Annotated in this window: 12 protein-coding genes; 9 read left to right on the top strand and 3 right to left on the bottom strand. The window is 38.0% G+C overall.

The genetic code is table 11. The features are described 5' to 3' along the window. The first annotated feature begins 7 nt into the window (after positions 1 to 7). Positions 8 to 865, top strand: a complete 858-nt coding sequence (locus tag GJS45_RS12675) for a transglutaminase family protein (protein WP_162342213.1) — start codon at positions 8 to 10, stop codon at positions 863 to 865. Between the two features lie 90 nt (positions 866 to 955). Further along, positions 956 to 2,212 (top strand): metallophosphoesterase, encoded by a 1,257-nt coding sequence (locus GJS45_RS12670; protein ID WP_162342212.1) that lies wholly within the window; start codon positions 956 to 958, stop codon positions 2,210 to 2,212. A 393-nt stretch (positions 2,213 to 2,605) separates the two neighbouring features. Here the strand turns inward: GJS45_RS12670 and GJS45_RS12665 are convergent, their stop codons facing one another. Genes GJS45_RS12665 through GJS45_RS12655 form a run of 3 tightly spaced genes read right to left on the bottom strand, consistent with a single transcriptional unit; the run spans position 2,606 to position 8,721 of the window. Beyond that, positions 2,606 to 3,280, bottom strand: a complete 675-nt coding sequence (locus GJS45_RS12665) for a 4'-phosphopantetheinyl transferase family protein (RefSeq protein ID WP_162342211.1) — start codon at positions 3,278 to 3,280, stop codon at positions 2,606 to 2,608. 18 nt (positions 3,281 to 3,298) lie between these two features. Beyond that, the gene (locus GJS45_RS12660) at positions 3,299 to 7,483 is read right to left on the bottom strand and encodes a non-ribosomal peptide synthetase (protein ID WP_162342210.1); all 4,185 of its coding nucleotides are present in this window, start codon (positions 7,481 to 7,483) and stop codon (positions 3,299 to 3,301) included. An 11-nt stretch (positions 7,484 to 7,494) separates the two neighbouring features. Then, positions 7,495 to 8,721, bottom strand: a complete 1,227-nt coding sequence (locus tag GJS45_RS12655) for a HupE/UreJ family protein (RefSeq protein ID WP_162342209.1) — start codon at positions 8,719 to 8,721, stop codon at positions 7,495 to 7,497. A 129-nt stretch (positions 8,722 to 8,850) separates the two neighbouring features. Here GJS45_RS12655 and GJS45_RS12650 point away from each other — a divergent pair, with 129 nt between their 5' ends. The 7 genes from GJS45_RS12650 to GJS45_RS12620 all read left to right on the top strand — a co-directional run bounded on the left by GJS45_RS12650 (position 8,851) and on the right by GJS45_RS12620 (position 20,086). Next, the gene (locus GJS45_RS12650) at positions 8,851 to 9,924 is read left to right on the top strand and encodes an ornithine cyclodeaminase family protein (RefSeq protein WP_162342208.1); all 1,074 of its coding nucleotides are present in this window, start codon (positions 8,851 to 8,853) and stop codon (positions 9,922 to 9,924) included. A gap of 107 nt (positions 9,925 to 10,031) precedes the next feature. Beyond that, entirely contained in the window at positions 10,032 to 12,272 is a 2,241-nt protein-coding gene (locus GJS45_RS12645) for a TonB-dependent receptor (RefSeq protein WP_162342207.1), read from the top strand. Between the two features lie 4 nt (positions 12,273 to 12,276). Continuing rightward, positions 12,277 to 13,422, top strand: a complete 1,146-nt coding sequence (locus GJS45_RS12640; RefSeq protein ID WP_162342206.1) for an acyl-CoA dehydrogenase family protein — start codon at positions 12,277 to 12,279, stop codon at positions 13,420 to 13,422. Beyond that, on the top strand, positions 13,419 to 14,960 hold the full coding sequence (locus GJS45_RS12635) for an amino acid adenylation domain-containing protein (RefSeq protein WP_162342205.1): 1,542 nt from the start codon (positions 13,419 to 13,421) through the stop codon (positions 14,958 to 14,960). Before GJS45_RS12640 ends, GJS45_RS12635 begins: the two co-directional genes overlap by 4 nt. 11 nt (positions 14,961 to 14,971) lie before the next feature. Then, positions 14,972 to 15,733: a phytanoyl-CoA dioxygenase family protein gene (locus GJS45_RS12630; RefSeq protein WP_162342204.1), complete on the top strand. Its 762-nt coding sequence runs from the start codon at positions 14,972 to 14,974 to the stop codon at positions 15,731 to 15,733. Next, complete coding sequence (locus GJS45_RS12625; protein ID WP_162342203.1) at positions 15,730 to 15,960, top strand: acyl carrier protein; 231 nt, start codon at positions 15,730 to 15,732, stop codon at positions 15,958 to 15,960. Before GJS45_RS12630 ends, GJS45_RS12625 begins: the two co-directional genes overlap by 4 nt. A gap of 7 nt (positions 15,961 to 15,967) precedes the next feature. Then, positions 15,968 to 20,086 (top strand): non-ribosomal peptide synthetase, encoded by a 4,119-nt coding sequence (locus tag GJS45_RS12620; RefSeq protein ID WP_162342202.1) that lies wholly within the window; start codon positions 15,968 to 15,970, stop codon positions 20,084 to 20,086. Positions 20,087 to 20,113: the final 27 nt, after the last annotated feature.

The following is a 20,113-nucleotide window of genomic DNA, read 5'->3' as shown; positions in this document are numbered from 1 at the left end:
AAAAACCATGCGTCTAAAAATTGAACACCATACCACTTATGACTACCACCAGCCTGTTGGGCTTAACCCCCATAGTCTTTTTTTGAAGCCGCTTCCGAGAAACTATTTTGAGGTCAGCAAATTTTCACTTCAAATACAGCCCGAACCGGATGGAATGAATGAGCGATACAGTATAGAGGGCAATCCCTATTTCCAGGTTTGGTTTTCAAAAGAATCAAGTAAGCTTAGCATCAGCACCTCTTTTGAATCCACACACAGTCCTTTCAATCCTTTTCTGTTTTTGGTAGACCAGGGTTTTGTTAATAAGCTGGATCGAAATGCAGCGACTCCGTTCCAGTATCCGGAAGACGACATGCCCTTGCTCCAGGCTTATCTTGGGCATAGTAATAACTCCCTACTGAAACAGTATGGTCTGGCGAAACTTACCAGCAAAGATCCCATTCAGTTTCTAACCGAGCTGAATGCCTCCATTCATGCCGATTGGAAGCACATCATCAGAGAGGAAGAAAACCTCTGGCCTGCCACTCAAACCTTTGCTGCCGGAAGGGGTTCCTGCCGGGACCTTTCCTGGATGTTGATCGAAATACTGCGGCATTTGGGGCTGGCCTCCCGGTTTGTCAGTGGCTATGCCTTTAATCCTGAACTGGATGAGGGGCATGAGCTCCACGCCTGGGTCGAAACCTTTTTGCCGGGCGCCGGATGGGTGGGCCTGGACCCCAGCCTGGGCCTGATGACCGATGAACATTACATTCCATTGGCCTGTAGTTTTCTCCCTAAAAACACCCTGCCGGTTCACGGAACCTTTGGAGGCGATCAGCTGCAAGAAGCCAGCCTAACGGCTTCCGTTCACATTCAGCCCCTATAGCCAACAACCGATTCAGTTATTGCCGCTTTTTCTTCAAATAAACAAACCTTTTCACCCGGTTTGCGATTAACTAGGATAGCATAAAAAACCATGACAAAAGTGGGAGGTATCGTTTTTATTTTAATTTTATTAGTTGTTCTATTTTTTTTGAATTGGTACGTGTATCAGGGAGTTAAAACCCTGTTGCCTGAAACGTTCTTTGCAAAAGGAAAAATAGCCTATTGGGTAGTGGCTGGCGGGATCAGCCTGTGGATCGGCCTGACCTTTTTTATCATCCTGCAGGAGGGCAAAATATCCACTACCTCTCAGAAATCGTTAAACTTGTTCCTGACGATAGCTGTTACCCAGCTTTCGATCATTGTATTCTTATTTGGAGAAGATATTTACCGAACGGTGAGTGCGGCCATCTCTTATTTTTCATCCGGATTTTCTTCGGGCCAGGCCGAAAGCCCGGCCGTTTACCCGGACCGGCGAAAGTTCGTCAGCCAAATGGCCTTTGCGGTGGCCGCCATTCCTTTTACGGCTTTCGTGTACGGGATTGTAAAAGGAAAATACGATTTCCGAACCCTCCGGAAGACCATTTATTTCAAAGACCTGCCGGAAGCCTTTGATGGGTTTACCATCACCCAGCTATCCGACATCCATGCGGGCAGCTTTACGGATATGGAGGCGGTAAAAAGAGGAGCTGAACTTGCTGCCTCTCAAAATTCCGATCTATTTGTATTTACAGGAGACCTTGTCAATCACAAGGCAGATGAAATCGAACCCATGCTGGAAGCTTTTTCACGAATCAAAGCTCCCTATGGACAGTATTCTATTTTAGGCAATCATGACTATGGGGATTATTCATCCTGGCCAAGTCCCGAGGCCAAAAAAGCGAATTTCGAGCACCTGAAACAGCAGCACCAAAAGCTGGGCTACGATCTGTTGCTGGATGAAAACAGGGTGATTGAGAAAGATGGCGAGAAAATCCGGCTGATGGGCGTGGAAAACTGGGGCGTGGGCTTTCAATCCAAAGGAGATCTGGAAAAATCCCTGCTGGGTGTGGGGGATGAGGAATTCAAAATTTTACTTTCACACGACCCGTCTCACTGGGACGAACAAGTCAAAAAGCATCCTAAAAAAATACACCTTACCTTAAGTGGTCATACCCATGGCATGCAATTTGGGATAGAGACTCCGCTGTTTCGATGGAGTCCGGCACAGTACCGGTACCCCAACTGGGCGGGTCTGGCTGAATATGCTGGAAATTACCTGTATGTCAACAGGGGATTTGGATTTCATGCCTTTTCGGGCCGGGTAGGCATCTGGCCGGAAATTACGGTGATTGAATTACGGAGAGGCTGAAATAAGGGGCCAACATTTCCAGAAAATTAAGGTGCAGGTTTTTGATTTTTCTGAAAAAGGTAGATAAGGCTGATCTGAGAATGGACGGAAAAAAGGTGTTGGCCTTTGGGGAATTCCGGGGTGCTATTGGGGCGATTTATCAGACAGGTTTAGAGAAATAAAAACATAAAAAAACTCCGGGAATTTCCGGAGTCTATTTATATTTTTAAAAAAATTCAGGTTTATTTTTAAAGGTATCAATGTCAATTACTTCATTTAATAGAAATTTTTGAATTGGATTTCCATTTTTTATAACCACGAAATTTAATCCAAGATAAGGAAGGTCAAATATTTATTCATTTAAAAGGAATATGATTTTTTTTACAAATAGTAGATTAAAATTTCTACGAAAACCTATTCATAGATCTTAAAGTCTAATTCAAGTTCATCACCTTCTACCACTACCCCAATTCCGAAATTACCCGACCAACCTGAATACTTGACACTATATCTAAGTATTTCCTGAGATCCTATTTCCAAAGGGATTTCTAGGCTTGGATTATCCATCGCATTCTTAACAAGCACTTGATCCAATGGATATGTCAGCCCTTTTCCTTTCATTTTGATAAATGCTTCTTTGATGCACCAGAGTCTAAAAAATGCTTCCGATTTCCTTTTTCCTTTTGAACTTCGGATTAGGCTAATTTCTTCATTGCAAAAAAAATGATTTGAGATTAGCTCTGCTTCAATCTCAGCATCTAAAAATTCAATGTCTACTCCCAATTCCGCTTCCCATGAAAAACCATAGAGTACATAATTCTTGGAGTGTGACGTGCTAATAAAGATTTTAGTCCCCTCGTTTTTTACATATGGTTTGCCAAGTTCAGTTTGCTGAATAATTATCTCATTTGGTTTTATAGAAAGATAACTGGATAGTAACCTCCGCAAAATACTTCGCCGCTTTATAAAATGTTTTTGATATTTTTCATGAACGAAGCGAGCAATACGGACTTGTTCTTCTTCAGAAAGATAACTTCCATCTTCATCAGGCAACTGATCCATATTGGCAAGCCATAGATCTACTTTCATTAGCTAACTAGTCTTTCTTTATTCATTTTCCCATCTTTTTAAATTTCGAGCAATAGCCTCATTCATCTGTCCTGTGTATGGTTCCCTCATCAATTTAAGATGTGGTCCCATTATTTCTTCTCTGTCCACAATATTCAGCAGTGGCTCCCACCCGTAGGTATGCTTGAACTCCCTCGGTGTGGTGATTAAAAGCGTATCGCAGTCAATTTTCTTGGGTTGGTACGCTAGAATATATTTCTTCAAAAGTCCTGTATCCTTAATCAAAACAGGTTGATTCTTAGCTTTATTTACCCTTTTTTTGAGTTTATTTACTAATTCAATGGGATTCTTAAGGTAATCCACGTAAGTGAAAAATTTCTTGTATCCACCCTTTCCAAAAGTCCGGGATTTGTCAAAAAACAATGGAGGATCTATCATGATTAACTTAACTTCTGACCCTTCTTCCCTAAGCTGCTTTGCAAGCTCAAATAAAACCACATTACCAATAGAATAAGATAAAATTCTATAAGGTCCAGAAGGCTGAATTATCTTGATCTCGGCCAAACAAAGGCTTGCTATCTCTGCCATGTTTTTGGGCACTGATTCCTTGACTAATTCCGGACTGACAGATAAAATTCCATAAACCGGATATTCAGAAGGCAAATGTCTCGTCAATTGGCTGTAAACCGTTTCATAGTAAAACTCACTATGAATACAAAAAACAGGGGACTTACTACCAATCGTTTGGATAGGAATCACCCGTTTGATAGACCCAACTTTTACTTTAATCCCATTTTTAAAGGTATTGACCTTTTCTGCAATATCTTTTATTGTGTCCGAAATCTGAATTTCTTTGGAGAAATCGTAAGTAGAATTAAGCTCCACCTTTACGCTTTTCCACTCAAAGTCTGAACCTCCATTTTTTTGAAAACTGTCTTTTACTCCAATTAGTTTCTGTTCAAGATTCTTCTCCCAGACTTTAAGAATGGCTAGTTCCAGCGTGTTTTCCGGCCGAGTGTAGGTTTCATGATTCAAAGATTTGACCAAGGACTCTACTGTGGAATAGCGAAGAAATTGAGCAGGAGTGACTTTGATTCCTATGTCTCTGCATCTGGCAATAATCTGTATGCTTTGTAGAGAATTTCCCCCCAATTCGTTAAAGTCCCTATTGACAGGAACTTCATCAACTCCCATCACGTCTGCCCAAATTCCTGCAACCTGTCTTTCAAGGTAGGTAGACGGAACTTTGAACTTCTCAGAAGCAGCTATAGGTTTTGATTTAGCAATCTTTTCCAAAGCCTTCAAATCTACTTTTCCATTGGGAAGGAGCGGGAAATCAGCAAGTCCTACAAGCTGATCTGGAACCATATATTTGGGTAGATTTTGCTGGAGGTATCCCATCAACTCCTCTTCGACCAAAGGTTTCCTGGTTTTATACGCCAGTATGATTTTTTGATCGGGGACTTCAGTTGCTAAAGCTACTGCAGTAACATTTAAAGAGAATCGCTGAGCTAGCTCTTGGATCTCATTCAATTCCACTCTATGCCCCCGTACTTTGACCTGATTATCTATTCTACCCAGAAATTCCATCAAACCATTTTCCTGAATTCTAACCAAATCCCCTGTTAGATAGATCTTACCCCGTTCTTTATGAAAGGGGTTTTTCAAGAATTTTGATTCATTTTCACTTCGAGACAAATAGCCATTTACTACACCTGAACCCGCAATACAAAGTTCACCTGAAATACCTGTGGGGCTCAAATCCTGATTTTCATCCAAGACATAGGCTAAAGTATTAGAAGTGGACAAACCTATCGGTACTCGGTGAAAGGAATCACTAACTCTAAGCTCCTGAACTGTACACCATACTGTCCCTTCAGTTGGACCATATTCATTAAAAAGACGTGCATCTGGGACTTTCTCAAAATGCGCTGCTATTATGTCATTTGGAAATTCTTCACCTGCTAGAATTACTCCTTTTAATCCATTCCAAGATTTATCTTTTCCTTGTAACAAAGCTTGATATAGGGAAGGAAGCATCAAGGCGTGACTAATTTCTTCCCGATCTAGAAGTGTAGACAGTGCGTTGGTATCTAGGGTCTCCTCTTTCTGAGTAATTACCAATTTACCACCCGTACATAGGGTCCAAAATATCCCTGCCACAGAGCTATCAAAAGAAAAAGATGAAAGCAACAAAAATGCAGAGGGTTCATCTTGATAATATGATTTTCTAGCCGCTATTGAGGAATACAAATTTTCGTGGCTCACCAAAACTCCTTTAGGTTTATTGGTGCTTCCAGAAGTAAAAATCAGATAAGCATTATCCCCTTTATTTTTACTTTCGCCTATTTTAAAATCAATTTCTTGATTGTAATCAAGTGAATCTATTTCTATTAAGTCAACAACTTCTCTGATCGGATCTTTCGATTGGATTAGCCGGCCATGTGTAAGAACATATTTTGCTCCGGATTCTTTGAGATACTGCAGAATTCTCTGATCGGGATATTCTGGATCAAGTGGCAAATATGCCCCACCAAATCTCAAAATCGCCAGAATAGAAACCAGAAAATCCACAGATCTTTCTAGGTAAATTCCTAATGGCTGGTTGGGATCCGCATTTTTTTTTCTTAATTCCTGAGCAATAAGCTGACTTCTTTGATTCAGTTCGCTGTAATTGAGACGTTCAGATCCGCAGACTACTGCGGTTTTATTTTTATTCTTAGATAAGTTTTCCAGAATTTGCTTTAAAACCGAGCCCTTTTTTTCAGGATGGAAACCATGACTAAGTCCTGAAGTCAAATATTGTTTCTCTTCTACTGAAATCAAAGAATAGCTTTCTAATGGTAAAGCTGGATTGTCGCAAATTTCACTCAGTAAGGTGGAAAAATGCTGAACAAGTCGCTCTGCAAAAACAGGACTAAACAAATCATCACTGATCTCAATCCCAATATGATATATCCCATTTTTCAATCCAAAATGATGAAGAGTTAGATCAAATTTGGCTACATCCAAATCCAAAACCTCAAAATCTACTGGAAGATTTAAACTATGGAAAGGATTTTCCCCAGCAGAATGCCCAACAAACATTGCCTGAAAGAGTGGATTGTAACTTTCATCCTTGAGTTCCGAAGATGCATTCACCAACTCTTCGTAGCTTTCTTTTTGTGAGGAGATGGCAGAAAGCACCTCATTTTTAACCTCTTGTAGAAACTCAGAGAATGGCTTTTGCCTAAACAATTCTCCTACTATTACTTGTGTATCCACAAAATAACCCACCATGGATTTGAATTCGTCCTTATCCCTATTCAACACAGGAATCCCCACGTTCACATGGTTACTTTTTGCATACCTTCCCAAAAGCAATTGAAAGCACGCAAGAAACAGGTTAAAATCAGTTGTATGATGGGATTTAAGTATTTCACTAACTTTTGGACTTAATTCCTTAGGAAGTGAAAAACGAATTAATTTCCCTTTGTAACTGGGAGTAGCTGGTCTTGGATAGTCCAGCGGAAGTTCAAGAAAAATATGGGAAAAGCTGCTATTTAGAGCATCTTTAGAAGGCTTAAGTGGAAGATTTTTTTGCCAGCTTGTATAATCTACATATTGTAAATCCGATTGGCCTAAATCGTATTCAGCCTTTTTGTCATCCGGTGAAATGGACTTATAAAAATTAGCAAAGTCCTGCCGCAGGATACCCATGGACCAAGCATCGATATTGATATGATGGAAAGTGATGCCTACATGGTATCCACCATTTTCCAACTGACAAATTCCTACCCGGATAAGTGGATCAGTTTCTAGTCTGAAGGATTTACTTGCGAGTTGCTTAAGCCAGATGCGTGCATTGCCTTTACTTAGCACTTCTGTAGAAGCATGAAGGCTATACTTTTCATCTCTCCGAAAAACCATTACTGGCTCTTCTTGAAAGATAATATAATTGCTAGCCAAAATGCGATGCTTTTCGACCAAATAATCCAAGGCTAGGCTGAAACTTTCCTGATCAAAAGATTGATTCTGAAAATCCCAAATCTCAGAATAATTATAAACAGCACTTTCAGGATTCTTTTGATATACAAACCAAAGTCTTTGCTGCGCTACAGAAAGGGGGTAGGTGATAGAAAAAGAAGCTTTTGGAATAGGTTCTCCAAATGTACTTTCTGCTTCTTTCTCTTCATCGCTGAAATTTAGCCACTGATCTAAAATATCATCTGAATTCCCATTCATATTCCTAGGTATTAAAGAATCCCTTGTTCTACTAACCAAGTATGAACTTTCAAGTCATACCCAAAAGCTCTTTCAACAATCCAATACATAGAAATCGAAATCAAAAGTAAGGAGAAACCTACCACTACTAAGTAATAATATTTCCATCTACTAAAGAGAAATAGAATCGGAAAAGTTAATAGAATAATTGTCAATTGGCCGATTTCTACTCCTAAATTAAATCCAACTAAAGAATAAACGAGGTAATCCCCTCCTCTCGATTGTTCAGCTAACACCGAGGCAAAACCAAAACCGTGAAAGAGACCAAAAACCAAGACGATTAGCCATTCTCTCTTATTTAGGAATGGGGCAATATTGTGGTAGGCAGCTAAAGCGATAGAAAAAGCGATGACCGATTCTACCAATCTTGAGGGTAAGTTGACTACTTCTAAAGCCGCTAAACTCAGAGTAACCGAATGTGCCAAAGTAAAAATGGTAATAATTTTTACTACAGTTATTAGTGCAGATTTAAAGCTACTTTCAGGTTTAAAGTCAGTATACCTAACACCTAACCATCTTTTTTTGAGATTAGTAGGTTGATATACAATTACCGAAGGGATTAATAAAGCGATCAAGAATAGAATATGATCCAGACCTATCCAAATATGATATATGCCAGATTTGATCATTGCAATAAAACCTGTTAAAATCGAACCCTCCTCTACATCAAGAGTTTGATTAGGTGAGGAAGGACCGAATATTAAGCTAGGAAGGGACTCGTTTCCCAAAACTCCAGTTTTCCAATTATTCTCAATGTGGAGCAGTGATTCATGTCCTCTGAATTCCCTTACAAAAATCTCATTGTAAACATCAAATTGGGAAGGAACGGAATCAATATTTTCGATCAAAAAATTAAAGAGAAGAAAATCGTTTCCATCTAATTCCAAAAGACCTAATTCTGTAAATGTCAACGCATGTTCACCCTTGTTAGAACTAAATTTAAGGTTGTTTAGGATATAATCGACTACAATTTTTACATTTGGGTCATTTTGATTTGGGACTTCGCCTGGACCATAATTAAAGTCAAAAACTTCATTCATATCACTTTTTCTCAATTCCACCCTACAATCAATTTTTCCCTCGTAGATACTCAGATATATGTAGTTCTGGTTAGGTCGATGTGCTTCTACGGTAAATATACCCGCCACAAAAAAAGTCAAGGCTAAAAAACATTTTTTGATTAATCCAGTTGACTTCATAATTTGGAAGATTAAGTGATACATTTAAGACAAAGAATTGGCAATAATGTTTAGCATTTTTAATTAAATTATGCGTAAGAAAATGAATTGCAATTTAATTTCCAAAATACAAAAATGCGGTATGATAAAATGAGGAAAAATCAAGAAAGTATCATTATCGACAGTCAGGCTGTTAATAAAATCATTACAACCGTCGGGTTGAACAATGTGATGGACGAGCTCATTGCTAATTTAGAATCTGCACTTTCAAGTTTTTCAAAAGACGAAACTGAAGTACCGATTCGATCTGGATTTAACTATAAGAAGCCCTTTTTGGGATTGGTAGAATGGATGCCAATTATGAAAAAAGGAGAAGAAGTGGTCATAAAAGTAGTAGGCTATCACCCAGAAAATCCTGATCTTTTTAAGATTCCAACTATCCTTTCAACTATTTCTTCTTATGATGCCCATACAGGTCACTTAAATTACTTGGTAGATGGTGTATTACTCACGGCACTTCGAACAGGAGCATCTAGTGCAGTAGCAAGTAGAATGATGGCAAAAAAGGACTCAAGGGTTTTGGGGATAATTGGTTGTGGAGCACAGTCTGTTCCACAAATTCATGCTATTTCAAGACTCTTTGACATCCAGGAGATTTTGATTTATGATGTAGATCAATCATCCATGGAAAGTTTGGAAGACCGAATTGCACCTATAAATCTTGGTATCAGTCCAAAAAATTGTAGTATCTCTGATATTTTAAAGCAATCCGATATTCTATGTACAGCCACTTCCATAGAGCCTGAGAAAGGACCTCTTTTTGAAGAGTTTACAACAAAATCGCATCTGCATATCAATGCTGTTGGAGCTGATTTTCCAGGAAAATTTGAACTCCCTATATCGCTTTTAAATCAAGCAAATGTATGTCCTGATTTTCTAGAGCAAGCAGTGGTGGAAGGCGAATGTCAACAATTAATGGCATCGGACATAGGTCCAACTTGGATTGAATTAATACATGATGAGCGATTAAAAAAGAATTATCAGTCCGGATTAAGCGTATTTGATTCCACAGGATGGGCTTTGGAGGATCAAGTGACCGCAAACTTATTTTTTAATTATGCCCAAAAACTCGGTATAGGGACAAAAATGACCATAGAGACATATTCTCCAGATGAAAAAAATCCTTATGGGGTATTTCACCAAATTCCGCACTTAAATCAATAATTCAATTAAATTTTTAAAGCGCTTCAAACAAAATAGGATCATTAAAAGTAACATTTAAGCTGAAATTCACTAAACGATTATTTTAAACTCATCTCAACTTGACTGATATGTCGAAAGATTTACTTGGAACAGCACTTCTATTAGTTGCTTTAGTTATTTCTACTGAAGCACAATCATTAAAGGGTAGAATCTTGGATCAATCCAGTTCGCCCATAATAGGCGCATACATTATTCACAATGAATCTGAGCATCATGCGCACACCAATGAATCAGGTTATTTTGTTTTGGTAGGTGTAAATTCTGGAGATTCACTTCAGATAAGTCATATTGGTTTTGAAACACAAATATTTGTTGTGGATAATTTGTCTAAAGAGGTGACATTCCGATTGAGAGAATCGGCAATTAATCTTGAGGAAGTGGTATTTAGTCAGGAAGTTAACCCCGTAAGCACGCTATCGAGAATTGACCTCAAGACTAATCCTGTAAATACGTCTCAAGATATACTAAGAAAAGTTCCAGGTCTATTTATCGGTCAGCATGCCGGTGGTGGAAAGGCTGAACAGATTTTCCTTCGTGGTTTTGACATCGATCACGGCACAGATATCAATATCACAGTAGATGGAATGCCTGTAAATATGGTTTCACATGCCCATGGACAGGGTTATTCTGATTTGCACTTTTTGATCCCTGAGACAGTAGAGCGCGTAGATTTCAACAAAGGTCCTTACAATGCAGATAAAGGTAATTTTGCAACCGCTGGATATGTAAATTTCCAGACAAAGAGAGGATTGGACAAAAGTACCGTTTCAGTTCAGAGAGGCAGCTTCAATACCACCCGTTCAGTTGGGCTTTTTAATTTGATCAATGATTCGAAAAGCAATGCTTACATCGCTACTGAATATTTAGCCAGTGATGGGCCTTTTGAAGCCAGTCAAAATTTTAACAGGTTAAATTTAATGGGTCGATATGGAATCACTACAGAAGATGGAAGTGATATCTGTATAATCGCATCCCACTTTACAAGTAAATGGGATGCATCAGGTCAGATTCCTGTAAGAGCAGTTGCAAGTGGACAAATCTCTAATTTCGGAGCACTAGATGATACAGAAGGTGGATATACTAGTAGAAGTAACCTTGCGCTAAATCATACCAAGCAAATCAATGACAGGCTTTTTATTAAAAATAATGCCTACTACACAACCTATGATTTCGAATTATATTCAAACTTCACCTTCTTCCTTGAAGATTCTGTAAATGGAGATCAAATCAGACAACGAGAAAATAGAGCAATTTTTGGAACGGAGAGTCAACTAACCTACAATGGAATATTGAGTGAAGGAGAATATGCACTTCAGTTTGGTGTAGGACTCAGAAATGATGATATCCGTGATAATGAGTTGGCAGGAACCAAAAACAGAGATAGCGTTAGATTTGTGACGCAGCGGGGTGATATTACAGAGTCAAACTACTATACTTACATAAATCTTGATCTTTACCTGAAAAAATTAAGAATCAACCCATCTTTGAGATTTGATTATTTCACCTATCTCTACCAAGATCAACTTACCCCTGCCTACGATCCAAATTCCTTGTCAGCTGCCGTAGTAAGTCCTAAATTGAATTTTATTTACACAGCAAATGAAAACACGCAAATCTTCTTGAAATCAGGGATAGGTTTTCACTCAAATGATACACGTTTAGTATTGGAAAGGCCAAATAACGAATCTATTCTTCCAAGAGCATTTGGGGTTGATTTAGGAGGTAATTTCAAAGTTTTGCCAAGGTTACTTATGAATGGAGCACTTTGGTATTTAGGGCTTGAACAAGAGTTTGTGTACGTCGGCGATGCAGGAATCGTGGAAGCTGGCGGAAGAACTGCTCGCCGAGGTGTAGATTTGGGATTACGTTGGCAAGCGAATAACTGGATCTATTTAGATGGAGACTTTACTTATTCTTATGCTAGGAGCATAGATGATGAGGAAGGAAATAATTTTATTCCTTTGGCTCCAAGAATTACTACTACTGGTGGATTAAGTTTTGATAAAAACGGTTTTGCAGGTGCGCTTAGAGCAAGATATCTGCAGGATAGACCCGCAAATGAAGACAATAGCGTTATTGCCGAAGGTTACACAATTATAGATTTAAATGGAAGTTATTCATTTAATGCCTTTAATGTAGGGTTCTTTATCCAAAACTTACTGGATTCAAATTGGAGAGAAGCCCAATTTGATACAGAATCTAGAATTCGTTTGGCCAACGGAAGTCTTGAATCGTCTCCTGTAAGTGAAATACATTTCACGCCTGGAACTCCTTTTAATTTCACAGGTTTTATAAAGTTCACCTTTTAATCAAATGGATTTTAGCTGGACAAAAGAGCAATTACAATTATTCGAGAAAGTCAAAGATTTTTCTCAAGAGAATCTCAATGAGCATGTTTCGAATAATGATCGTAACAATATCTTTCCCGCTAAAGAGTGGAAAAAATGCGCTAATTTTGGTGTACTAGGTTGGCCATTTGACAAACAATACGGTGGAGGGGGGTACGATTCCATCACCACAGTTTTGATGCTGGAGGGGTTGGGATATGGTTGTAAGGATAATGGGCTTCCATTCTCATTGAATTCTCAGCTTTGGAGTACTCAAGTAGCTATCAATGCATTTGGTACAGAAGAACAAAAAAAAAAATATCTTACAAAGTTAATTTCAGGTGCAATTGGAGCGTTCGGAATTACAGAAGAAGGATCAGGTTCTGACACTTATGCTTTAGAAATGACAGCTCAGAAAGTAGCTGGAGGTTATAAACTGAATGGGGAAAAGCATTACATTACGCTTGCTCCCAATTGTGAAATAGCAGTGGTATTTGCTACCACCAATGCCAAATTGGGTAGATGGGGAATTACCGCTTTCATTGTGGACAAGACAATGCAGGGATTTACTACGAGTGACGTTCGTGATAAAGTAGGCATGCGAACCACCCCTATGGGAAATCTTTATTTAAAAGATTGCTTTGTACCTGATGAGAATAGATTGGGTAAAGAAGGCTCTGGTCTAAGTTTATTTAGTTCAGCCATGGAATCAGAAAGAGGATATATTTTTGCCAGTCAAATCGGACGATTAGAAAAGCAACTTGAACTATCGATAGCGTATGCGAATAGTCGAAAATCTTTCGGCCAAAGTATTGGAAAAAATCAGTCTATTTCAAATCGTATCGCCAATATGAGACTTAGACTAGAAACTTCAAAAATGCACTTATATAAGGTCGCTTACCTTGACAAAAATAATTTGCCTCTTATGCAAGAGGCAGCAATGGCTAAATTGTATATCAGTGAAGCCTTTGTAGAGTCTAGCATGGACTTTATTAGAATTTTTGGTGCCAAAGGTGTAGTAACAGAATACGAAATAGAGCGAGATCTTCGTGATGGTTTGGGAGGTTTGATTTATTCAGGAACTTCTGATATTCAGCGGAATATTATTGCAAAATTAGATGGTGTACAATGAATTCCCAAGCTAAAATTTTAAGTGAACTTATACTTTCGGGAGCGATCAAAACTCCAGACAAAATAGCTTTTAAGAGCCTCGATGGCCAAATCACCTACCGTGAACTGGAAGAAAAAAGCAATAGGTTGGCAAATTGGCTTGTAGTGAATCATGTAAAAAAAGGAGATCGAATAGGAATTCTTATCGAAAAAAACATTTACACTGCCTATGCCATCTATGGTATTTTAAAAACTGGAGGCGTATTGGTAGCCTTAGATCCTAATCAAACAAGTGAAAATCTAAATGCTATTATCGCAGATTGTGATATACAAATAATTATCTCCGTTCCCGCCCATCAGCGTTTGTTAAATCAAATAAATCACCAAGAATTAAGAATATTAGGAACTGAACAAGGAATCACGTGGGAAGAGCTATTCGAAGTAGCGGGAGTTTCCAGCTTGGATCTTGACATTCAGCCATCGGATTTCGCTTACATCTTGTATACTTCAGGATCTACAGGGCAACCAAAAGGAATAGTACACACTCATGCCAGTGGATTGGCTTATGCAAGACAATCCGTAGAGTTATATGAAGTTTCAGGTGATGATGTTATAGGGAATGTCGCGTCATTGCACTTCGACCAGAGTACGTTCGGATATTTCTCAGCTATCTATGCAGGATGTACTACATATGTATTTTCAACCAGTGAATTGGTAATGTTGGGGAGTTTTTGCGAAGCTGTAAGATCAAATAGTATTTCCATTCTGTATTCTGTTCCTTCTCTGTTTGTTTCATTGGTTCAAGGTGATTTCGATTTAGATTTTCCATCAGTCAGGTGGATCAAATATGGGGGAGAGTCTTTCCCTGCAGCTAAACTAAATAAGTTAAAATTCAAGGCTCCAAAGGCCTATCTGTCCAATGTCTATGGTCCAGCCGAGGTAAATCAATGCACGTATTTTACAATCACGAAACCAGTAGAATTAGATAAGGAAGTTCCTATCGGGCAAGTCTGGGAAAATACAAATTATCTGATTTTAGATGCTGATAATCAACCAGTAGCTAAAGGAGAGCAAGGTGAATTATTGATTCATTCTACTACCATGATGTCAGGATATTGGAATAATGAAGAGCTGAATTCAAAATCATTCTACAGAAACTTTGAATCTGGAATCGAAGTCACGTACTATAGAACCGGGGATTTTGTCTATCTAAATGAAAATGATGAATTGGTCTTTGTAGGGAGAATGGATCGGCAAGTGAAGATTAGTGGTTATAGAATTGATCTTGGAGCCATTGAGCAGGTACTTTTAAAATGTTTAGAAGTAACTGATGTTGCCGTTTTTACTTCAAAGGCAGGTGATATGAAAGAGCTTTGCGCAGCGATAGTTCCGAAAAATGGTAAATTGGATCGTGATAATTTAAGAAAAAAGCTTTTGAAATTATTACCCAGAACAAGTGTCCCAAAGCATTTCTTTGAGGTACATTCTTTACCTCAATCTACCAATGGAAAAGTCCATTATCAAAAACTTGAAAAACAGTTTTCCACTGAAATATCGTAAGAAAATAAATCATGCTTAGTCAGGATCAAATCAAGTTATATGAACAGCAAGGCTATTTACATATAAGTAATTGGCTGGAAGGTGAGCCCTTGAATCAAGTTATTCGAGCCATCGATAAAATTGAGCAAATGGACGGCCCTGAATTCTTTAGAGAAAAGACATCAGGAAAAATCAGAACTGTTTTTGCTCCGGAAAAATTTGACTCTTCCATCCTTGCCTTACTTGAGAAATCAGACTTGCCTAAATTGGTAGTACAACTTTTAAAAACTGATTTCTACCTTTTTCAATCAAAATTGAACACCAAAAGCAGCCTAGAGTCAGGTGTTTGGAGTTGGCATCAAGATTTCAAGTTCTGGCAAGAAGACGGGATGCTAAAACCAGAAGCCTTAACGGCTGCCATCATGCTGACTGATGTAGAGGTAGCCAACGGGCCCTTATTGGCAATCCCATCTTCCCAGTCTGAAGGAGAAGTGGAATCTTATCTTAATAATCCTGATGGAGTTCATGATGAAAATTTGAAATACATGATTAGTCAAACCACTTTGGCCCAAATGATAAAAAAACATGGGCAGATCATTCCAATTACTGGCAAAGCGGGTGATATAACAATTTTCCACAGCAATCTCCTCCATAGTTCCTACCAAAACATGGGAGTGATTGATAGAAAACTCCTGATGTTTACCTTTAACCCTATCGAAAACATCCGAGAGGTCCCTAATCCTAGGCCTGATTACATGGTCAAAAGAAACCGAACTGTATTAAACCCGAAATGATGGTCGAAGAAATTACAAATTATATTAATGAGGAAATTGATGTCCTTGTCACCCAAGAAGAGGAGTTGCTAAGTAGCGGGTTGATCGATAGCATCACCATTATGAAGCTCATTGCACATTTGGAAGAAACATATGAAATCAAAGTTCCTCCGCAGGATATGGTCATTGAGAACTTTAATACCATTTCCTCCATTATTGAATACATAACGCAGCAACAAAATAAATAAGTTAAGATTGCAGAAAGCTAAAGATTCTATTTCCAGCCTAACTGGAAGTCAACAAAGTATATGGGCCAGTCAGAAAATTGCTCCTAACTCCATTTCAAATTATCTTCCGCATACATTTGAGTTTACCGGTAAAATCGACCCATATAAATTTAGTGAGGCTTTCGATTTACTTGTCAAACAGAACGATTGCCTTAGAACCATTTTTAGAGAAAATGAAGATTCTGAGATAATTCAACTAGTCTTAGCCGAATCAGACTTTATTCTTGAATGTGAAAAAGTGGCTGAACAAAACCTGCAGACGATCATCAATGACCGCGCAAAAACCCCATTGGAACTTAGCAATAGATGCTTCGATTCTATTCTGCTAGAGGTTAGTGAAAATCGTACTATTTGGTATCTGAACATCCATCATATTTTAGCAGATGCCAGCACATTCAAAGTGCTCTTTGAAGAGATGGAAAGGCTTTATTTTGCTGTTTTGAATCAAGAAAAGCTGGAATTTGAAAATAAAGCTAGTTTTGAGGCTTATAGAGAGTTCGAACAAAAAAAACGAGAAAACAAAAATACTGCTTCGACTGATTATTGGAAATCAAAAGGTCTGGTTCCATTTAAAGAATTATCACTTTATGGAAACAAAAAGTCAAACCATCGAACAAAAGCCAAAAGAATTAAAATTCCTATTGGTCAAGAACTAAAGACACTTCTTGAGGAAAAGCTTTCTAAGGAGACTTATCGGTCCTTCAATCAAGATCTAACAAAGTTCACAATTTGGTCAACTATTTTCGCAGCCTTTATTTCAAGAATAACCGGTGAATCTTTAATAAGAATAGGGAGCCCATTTCCAAACAGGAACTTAAGCAAGTTTAAAAATACCGCAGGTTTGTTGATTGAAGTTTTACCAATTGATATTCAGGTTGATTCGGAGGATTCATTTCAATCGCTTTTTGAGAAGGTAAGATTAGAACTATTCGACTTTTTCAAAAATGGTTTTGCTGGTGCCCAAACTACAGAAAATTCCAGAGGTATTCACCTTATTGTAAATTACATATCTCTCTATTTTGGAGATTTTGGAAATATACCTACGAAGACGAAATGGCTATTTCCAGATGAGCTAGATTCAGGACATCAGGTGCGCCTTCAAGCGTTTGATTTCAATAATAAAGATAACTTAGACTATTATTTCGATATAAATGAAGCTTATTTCACTGCTTCACAGGTCGATCTTCTTCCCCTCCATTTTGAGAAACTGGTTCAAGCATTTATCCATAATGACCAATCCAGAATAAATGCAGTAAATCTCATCACCGAAAATGAAAAGCAAGAGTTAATAGCTCATAAAGAGTATATTTCCAGTGATATTCCTTCTTTAACCGAGTTGTTGGAAGCTGTCTTAAAACAGCCCTCAAATGAGACTGCTTTGGTGTTGGGCAACCAATCCCTGAGCTATCTTGAACTTGATAGCTTAGTAAATAAAACCTGCAAGTTACTGCAAAAAAAAGGAGTCAATTCGAAAGATATTGTTGTAATCAACAAGGAGCGATCATTTGAATACATACTTTCAGTTCTTGCCCTTCTAAGATTGGGTGCCACATTCGTTCCTATTCCAATAGATCTGCCGAAAAAACGGATTTTAGGTATTTTAAAAGACTTAGAGCCAAAGTTAATCATTAGTGCTTCCTCGGAGTTTGATTCCAATTACTCGGTCATAGACTTAAAGTTGCATGATCTTCTTTCTCTGGAGGAATCAGATGAAAATTTTAAATTAACTACCGATTCGAATCAAACAGCTTACATTTTATTTACTTCCGGATCCACAGGCGTACCGAAAGGAGTTGAGGTTTCTTTAACTTCTCTAGCTAATTATTTATCAGAAGCAAAAAATTTATACAGCAGAGGTCAGAAAGTAAATATGCCGTTTTTTACTTCTCTCGGATTTGATTTAACCATTACCTCGATTTTTCTGCCATTAATTTCAGGAGGAGCTATTCACATTTATCCTGAAGGAAAAAGCGGTCCGGATGTTTCTGTATTGGAAGTGGTCAAAAATACACAGATAAATACCATTAAACTCACTCCATCTCATGCAAGAATAGTTGAAGAATCATCTCTAAAGAATTCAAATATTAGAACTGTGATTTTTGGGGGTGAAAACCTTGAAGGTAATCTTGCGAAAGCTTTCCAGACTAATCTTATGGAAGGCGTTGAGATCTTTAATGAATATGGACCTACTGAAGCTACAGTAGGTTGTATTGTTCATCAATATGAGCTGGGTGAGAATACTGCATCAGTTCCTATCGGAAAACCGATATCGGGTTGTTATTATTACATTTTAGATGATGGATTAAATCCTGTACCTCAAGGTGTACAGGGCCACTTATATCTGGGTGGAGCGGTGCTAGCCAAAGGCTATTTTAAAAACCCACAGCGTACTGATGAATCTTTTATCTCGAATCCATTTCAAGAAGGTCTTAAGATTTATAAAACAGGAGATTTGGTAAAGTTGAATGCTACCGGTCAACTTGAATATTTCGGAAGAATAGATGAGCAAATTAAACTTAACGGTGTTAGAATTGAATCTGCTGAGTTGGAAATTTTGCTAGGTAATTACCCTGGAATCGAGGAAGCACATATTTTAGTAGCAGACTCAAATGAGGATTTATATGAGGTCCCTGAGTTTCATTGTAAGAACTGTGGAATTCCTTCCAATTACCCTGATGCTGTTTTTAATGAGAAAGGTGTATGTAATCTCTGTGAATCTTTTGAAGAGTATCAACGAAACGTTTCATCCTACTTTAAGTCAATTGATAACCTAAAATCAGAGATATTAGATTTAGGAGAAAATGCAGAAAAGGAATACGATTGCCTAATGCTACTGAGTGGTGGAAAAGACAGCAGTTATGCATTAGCAAAATTAGTGGAACTTGGTCTGAATGTCCTAGCATGGACGCTTGACAATGGATACATTTCAGATAATGCCAAAGCGAATATTAAAAATACAGTAACCAAACTAGGCGTAGACCACATCTATGGAAGAACAGATGCCATGAATGCTATTTTTAGAGATAGTCTTGAAAGGTACCAAAACGTGTGTAACGGTTGTTTTAAAACTGTATATACATTGAGTACTAAGTTAGCACTTGACAAAAATATCCCAGTGATTGTCACTGGACTTTCGCGAGGGCAATTCTTTGAGACAAGGCTTACAGAAGAACTTTTCTTGAAGGATCACTTTGATCCTGTAGACATTGACAAAATCATCCTGGAAACAAGAAAATCATACCATAGAAGCAAGGACGCCGTAAGCGAGTATCTTGATGTTTCGATGTTTGAGACTGATGAAGTTTTTACCAAAGTTTCCTTTGTGGATTTTTACCGTTTCAGTGATGTCAGTCTTTCTGAGATGTATGAATACTTAGAAAATACGATCGGATGGCAAAGGCCAAAGGATACCGGACGAAGTACCAATTGTATCATTAATGACCTTGGAATATTTGTCCACAAACGTAAAAAAGGCTATCATAATTATGCTTTCCCTTACAGTTGGGATGTACGCGTTGGACATAAAAAGCGAGAAGAAACTATAAATGAGTTAAATGATGAGCTAGACACTAGAGATATCAAAAAACTTATGGAAGAAATTGGTATAGTAGACCAAATTCAACCTAAAGAGATAAGAGCCTATTTCAAAGCTTCATTTCAAGTGGATAAAAACGAGTTAGTGGAATATTTGAAATCGTTTCTTCCTACAAATATGATCCCCTCTACTTATATTCAAATAGATAAATTTCCTCTAACAGCTAACGGAAAAGTAGATAAACAAGCACTCCTAAGAAGTCAAACCAAAAGTGCTCCTCAAAAATCCAGAGCACTTGTTAAACCTAAAAATAAGATTGAAGAATTAGTTCATGGTATCTGGTGCAATGTGTTAAAGATGGATGCCATTGATGTAACCGACTCCTTTATTCCGTTGGGAGGAAATTCCCTGTCTGCTATTAGAATAGTTTCACTCTTAAGCAAAAGGCTAAATCTTGACATTGCTATACAAACCTTCTTTGAGGAGGATTCCATTCGAAAGCTTTCAATGGCTATAGAGACAGAGATAAAAAAGAGAATGGGCATAACCTGATAGACGAAATTAAAATTAACCTACATT

It is taken from the genome of Cyclobacterium salsum (assembly GCF_010119245.1).
Taxonomy (GTDB): domain Bacteria; phylum Bacteroidota; class Bacteroidia; order Cytophagales; family Cyclobacteriaceae; genus Cyclobacterium; species Cyclobacterium salsum.
This window is presented reverse-complemented; position numbering and strand designations above follow the sequence as displayed.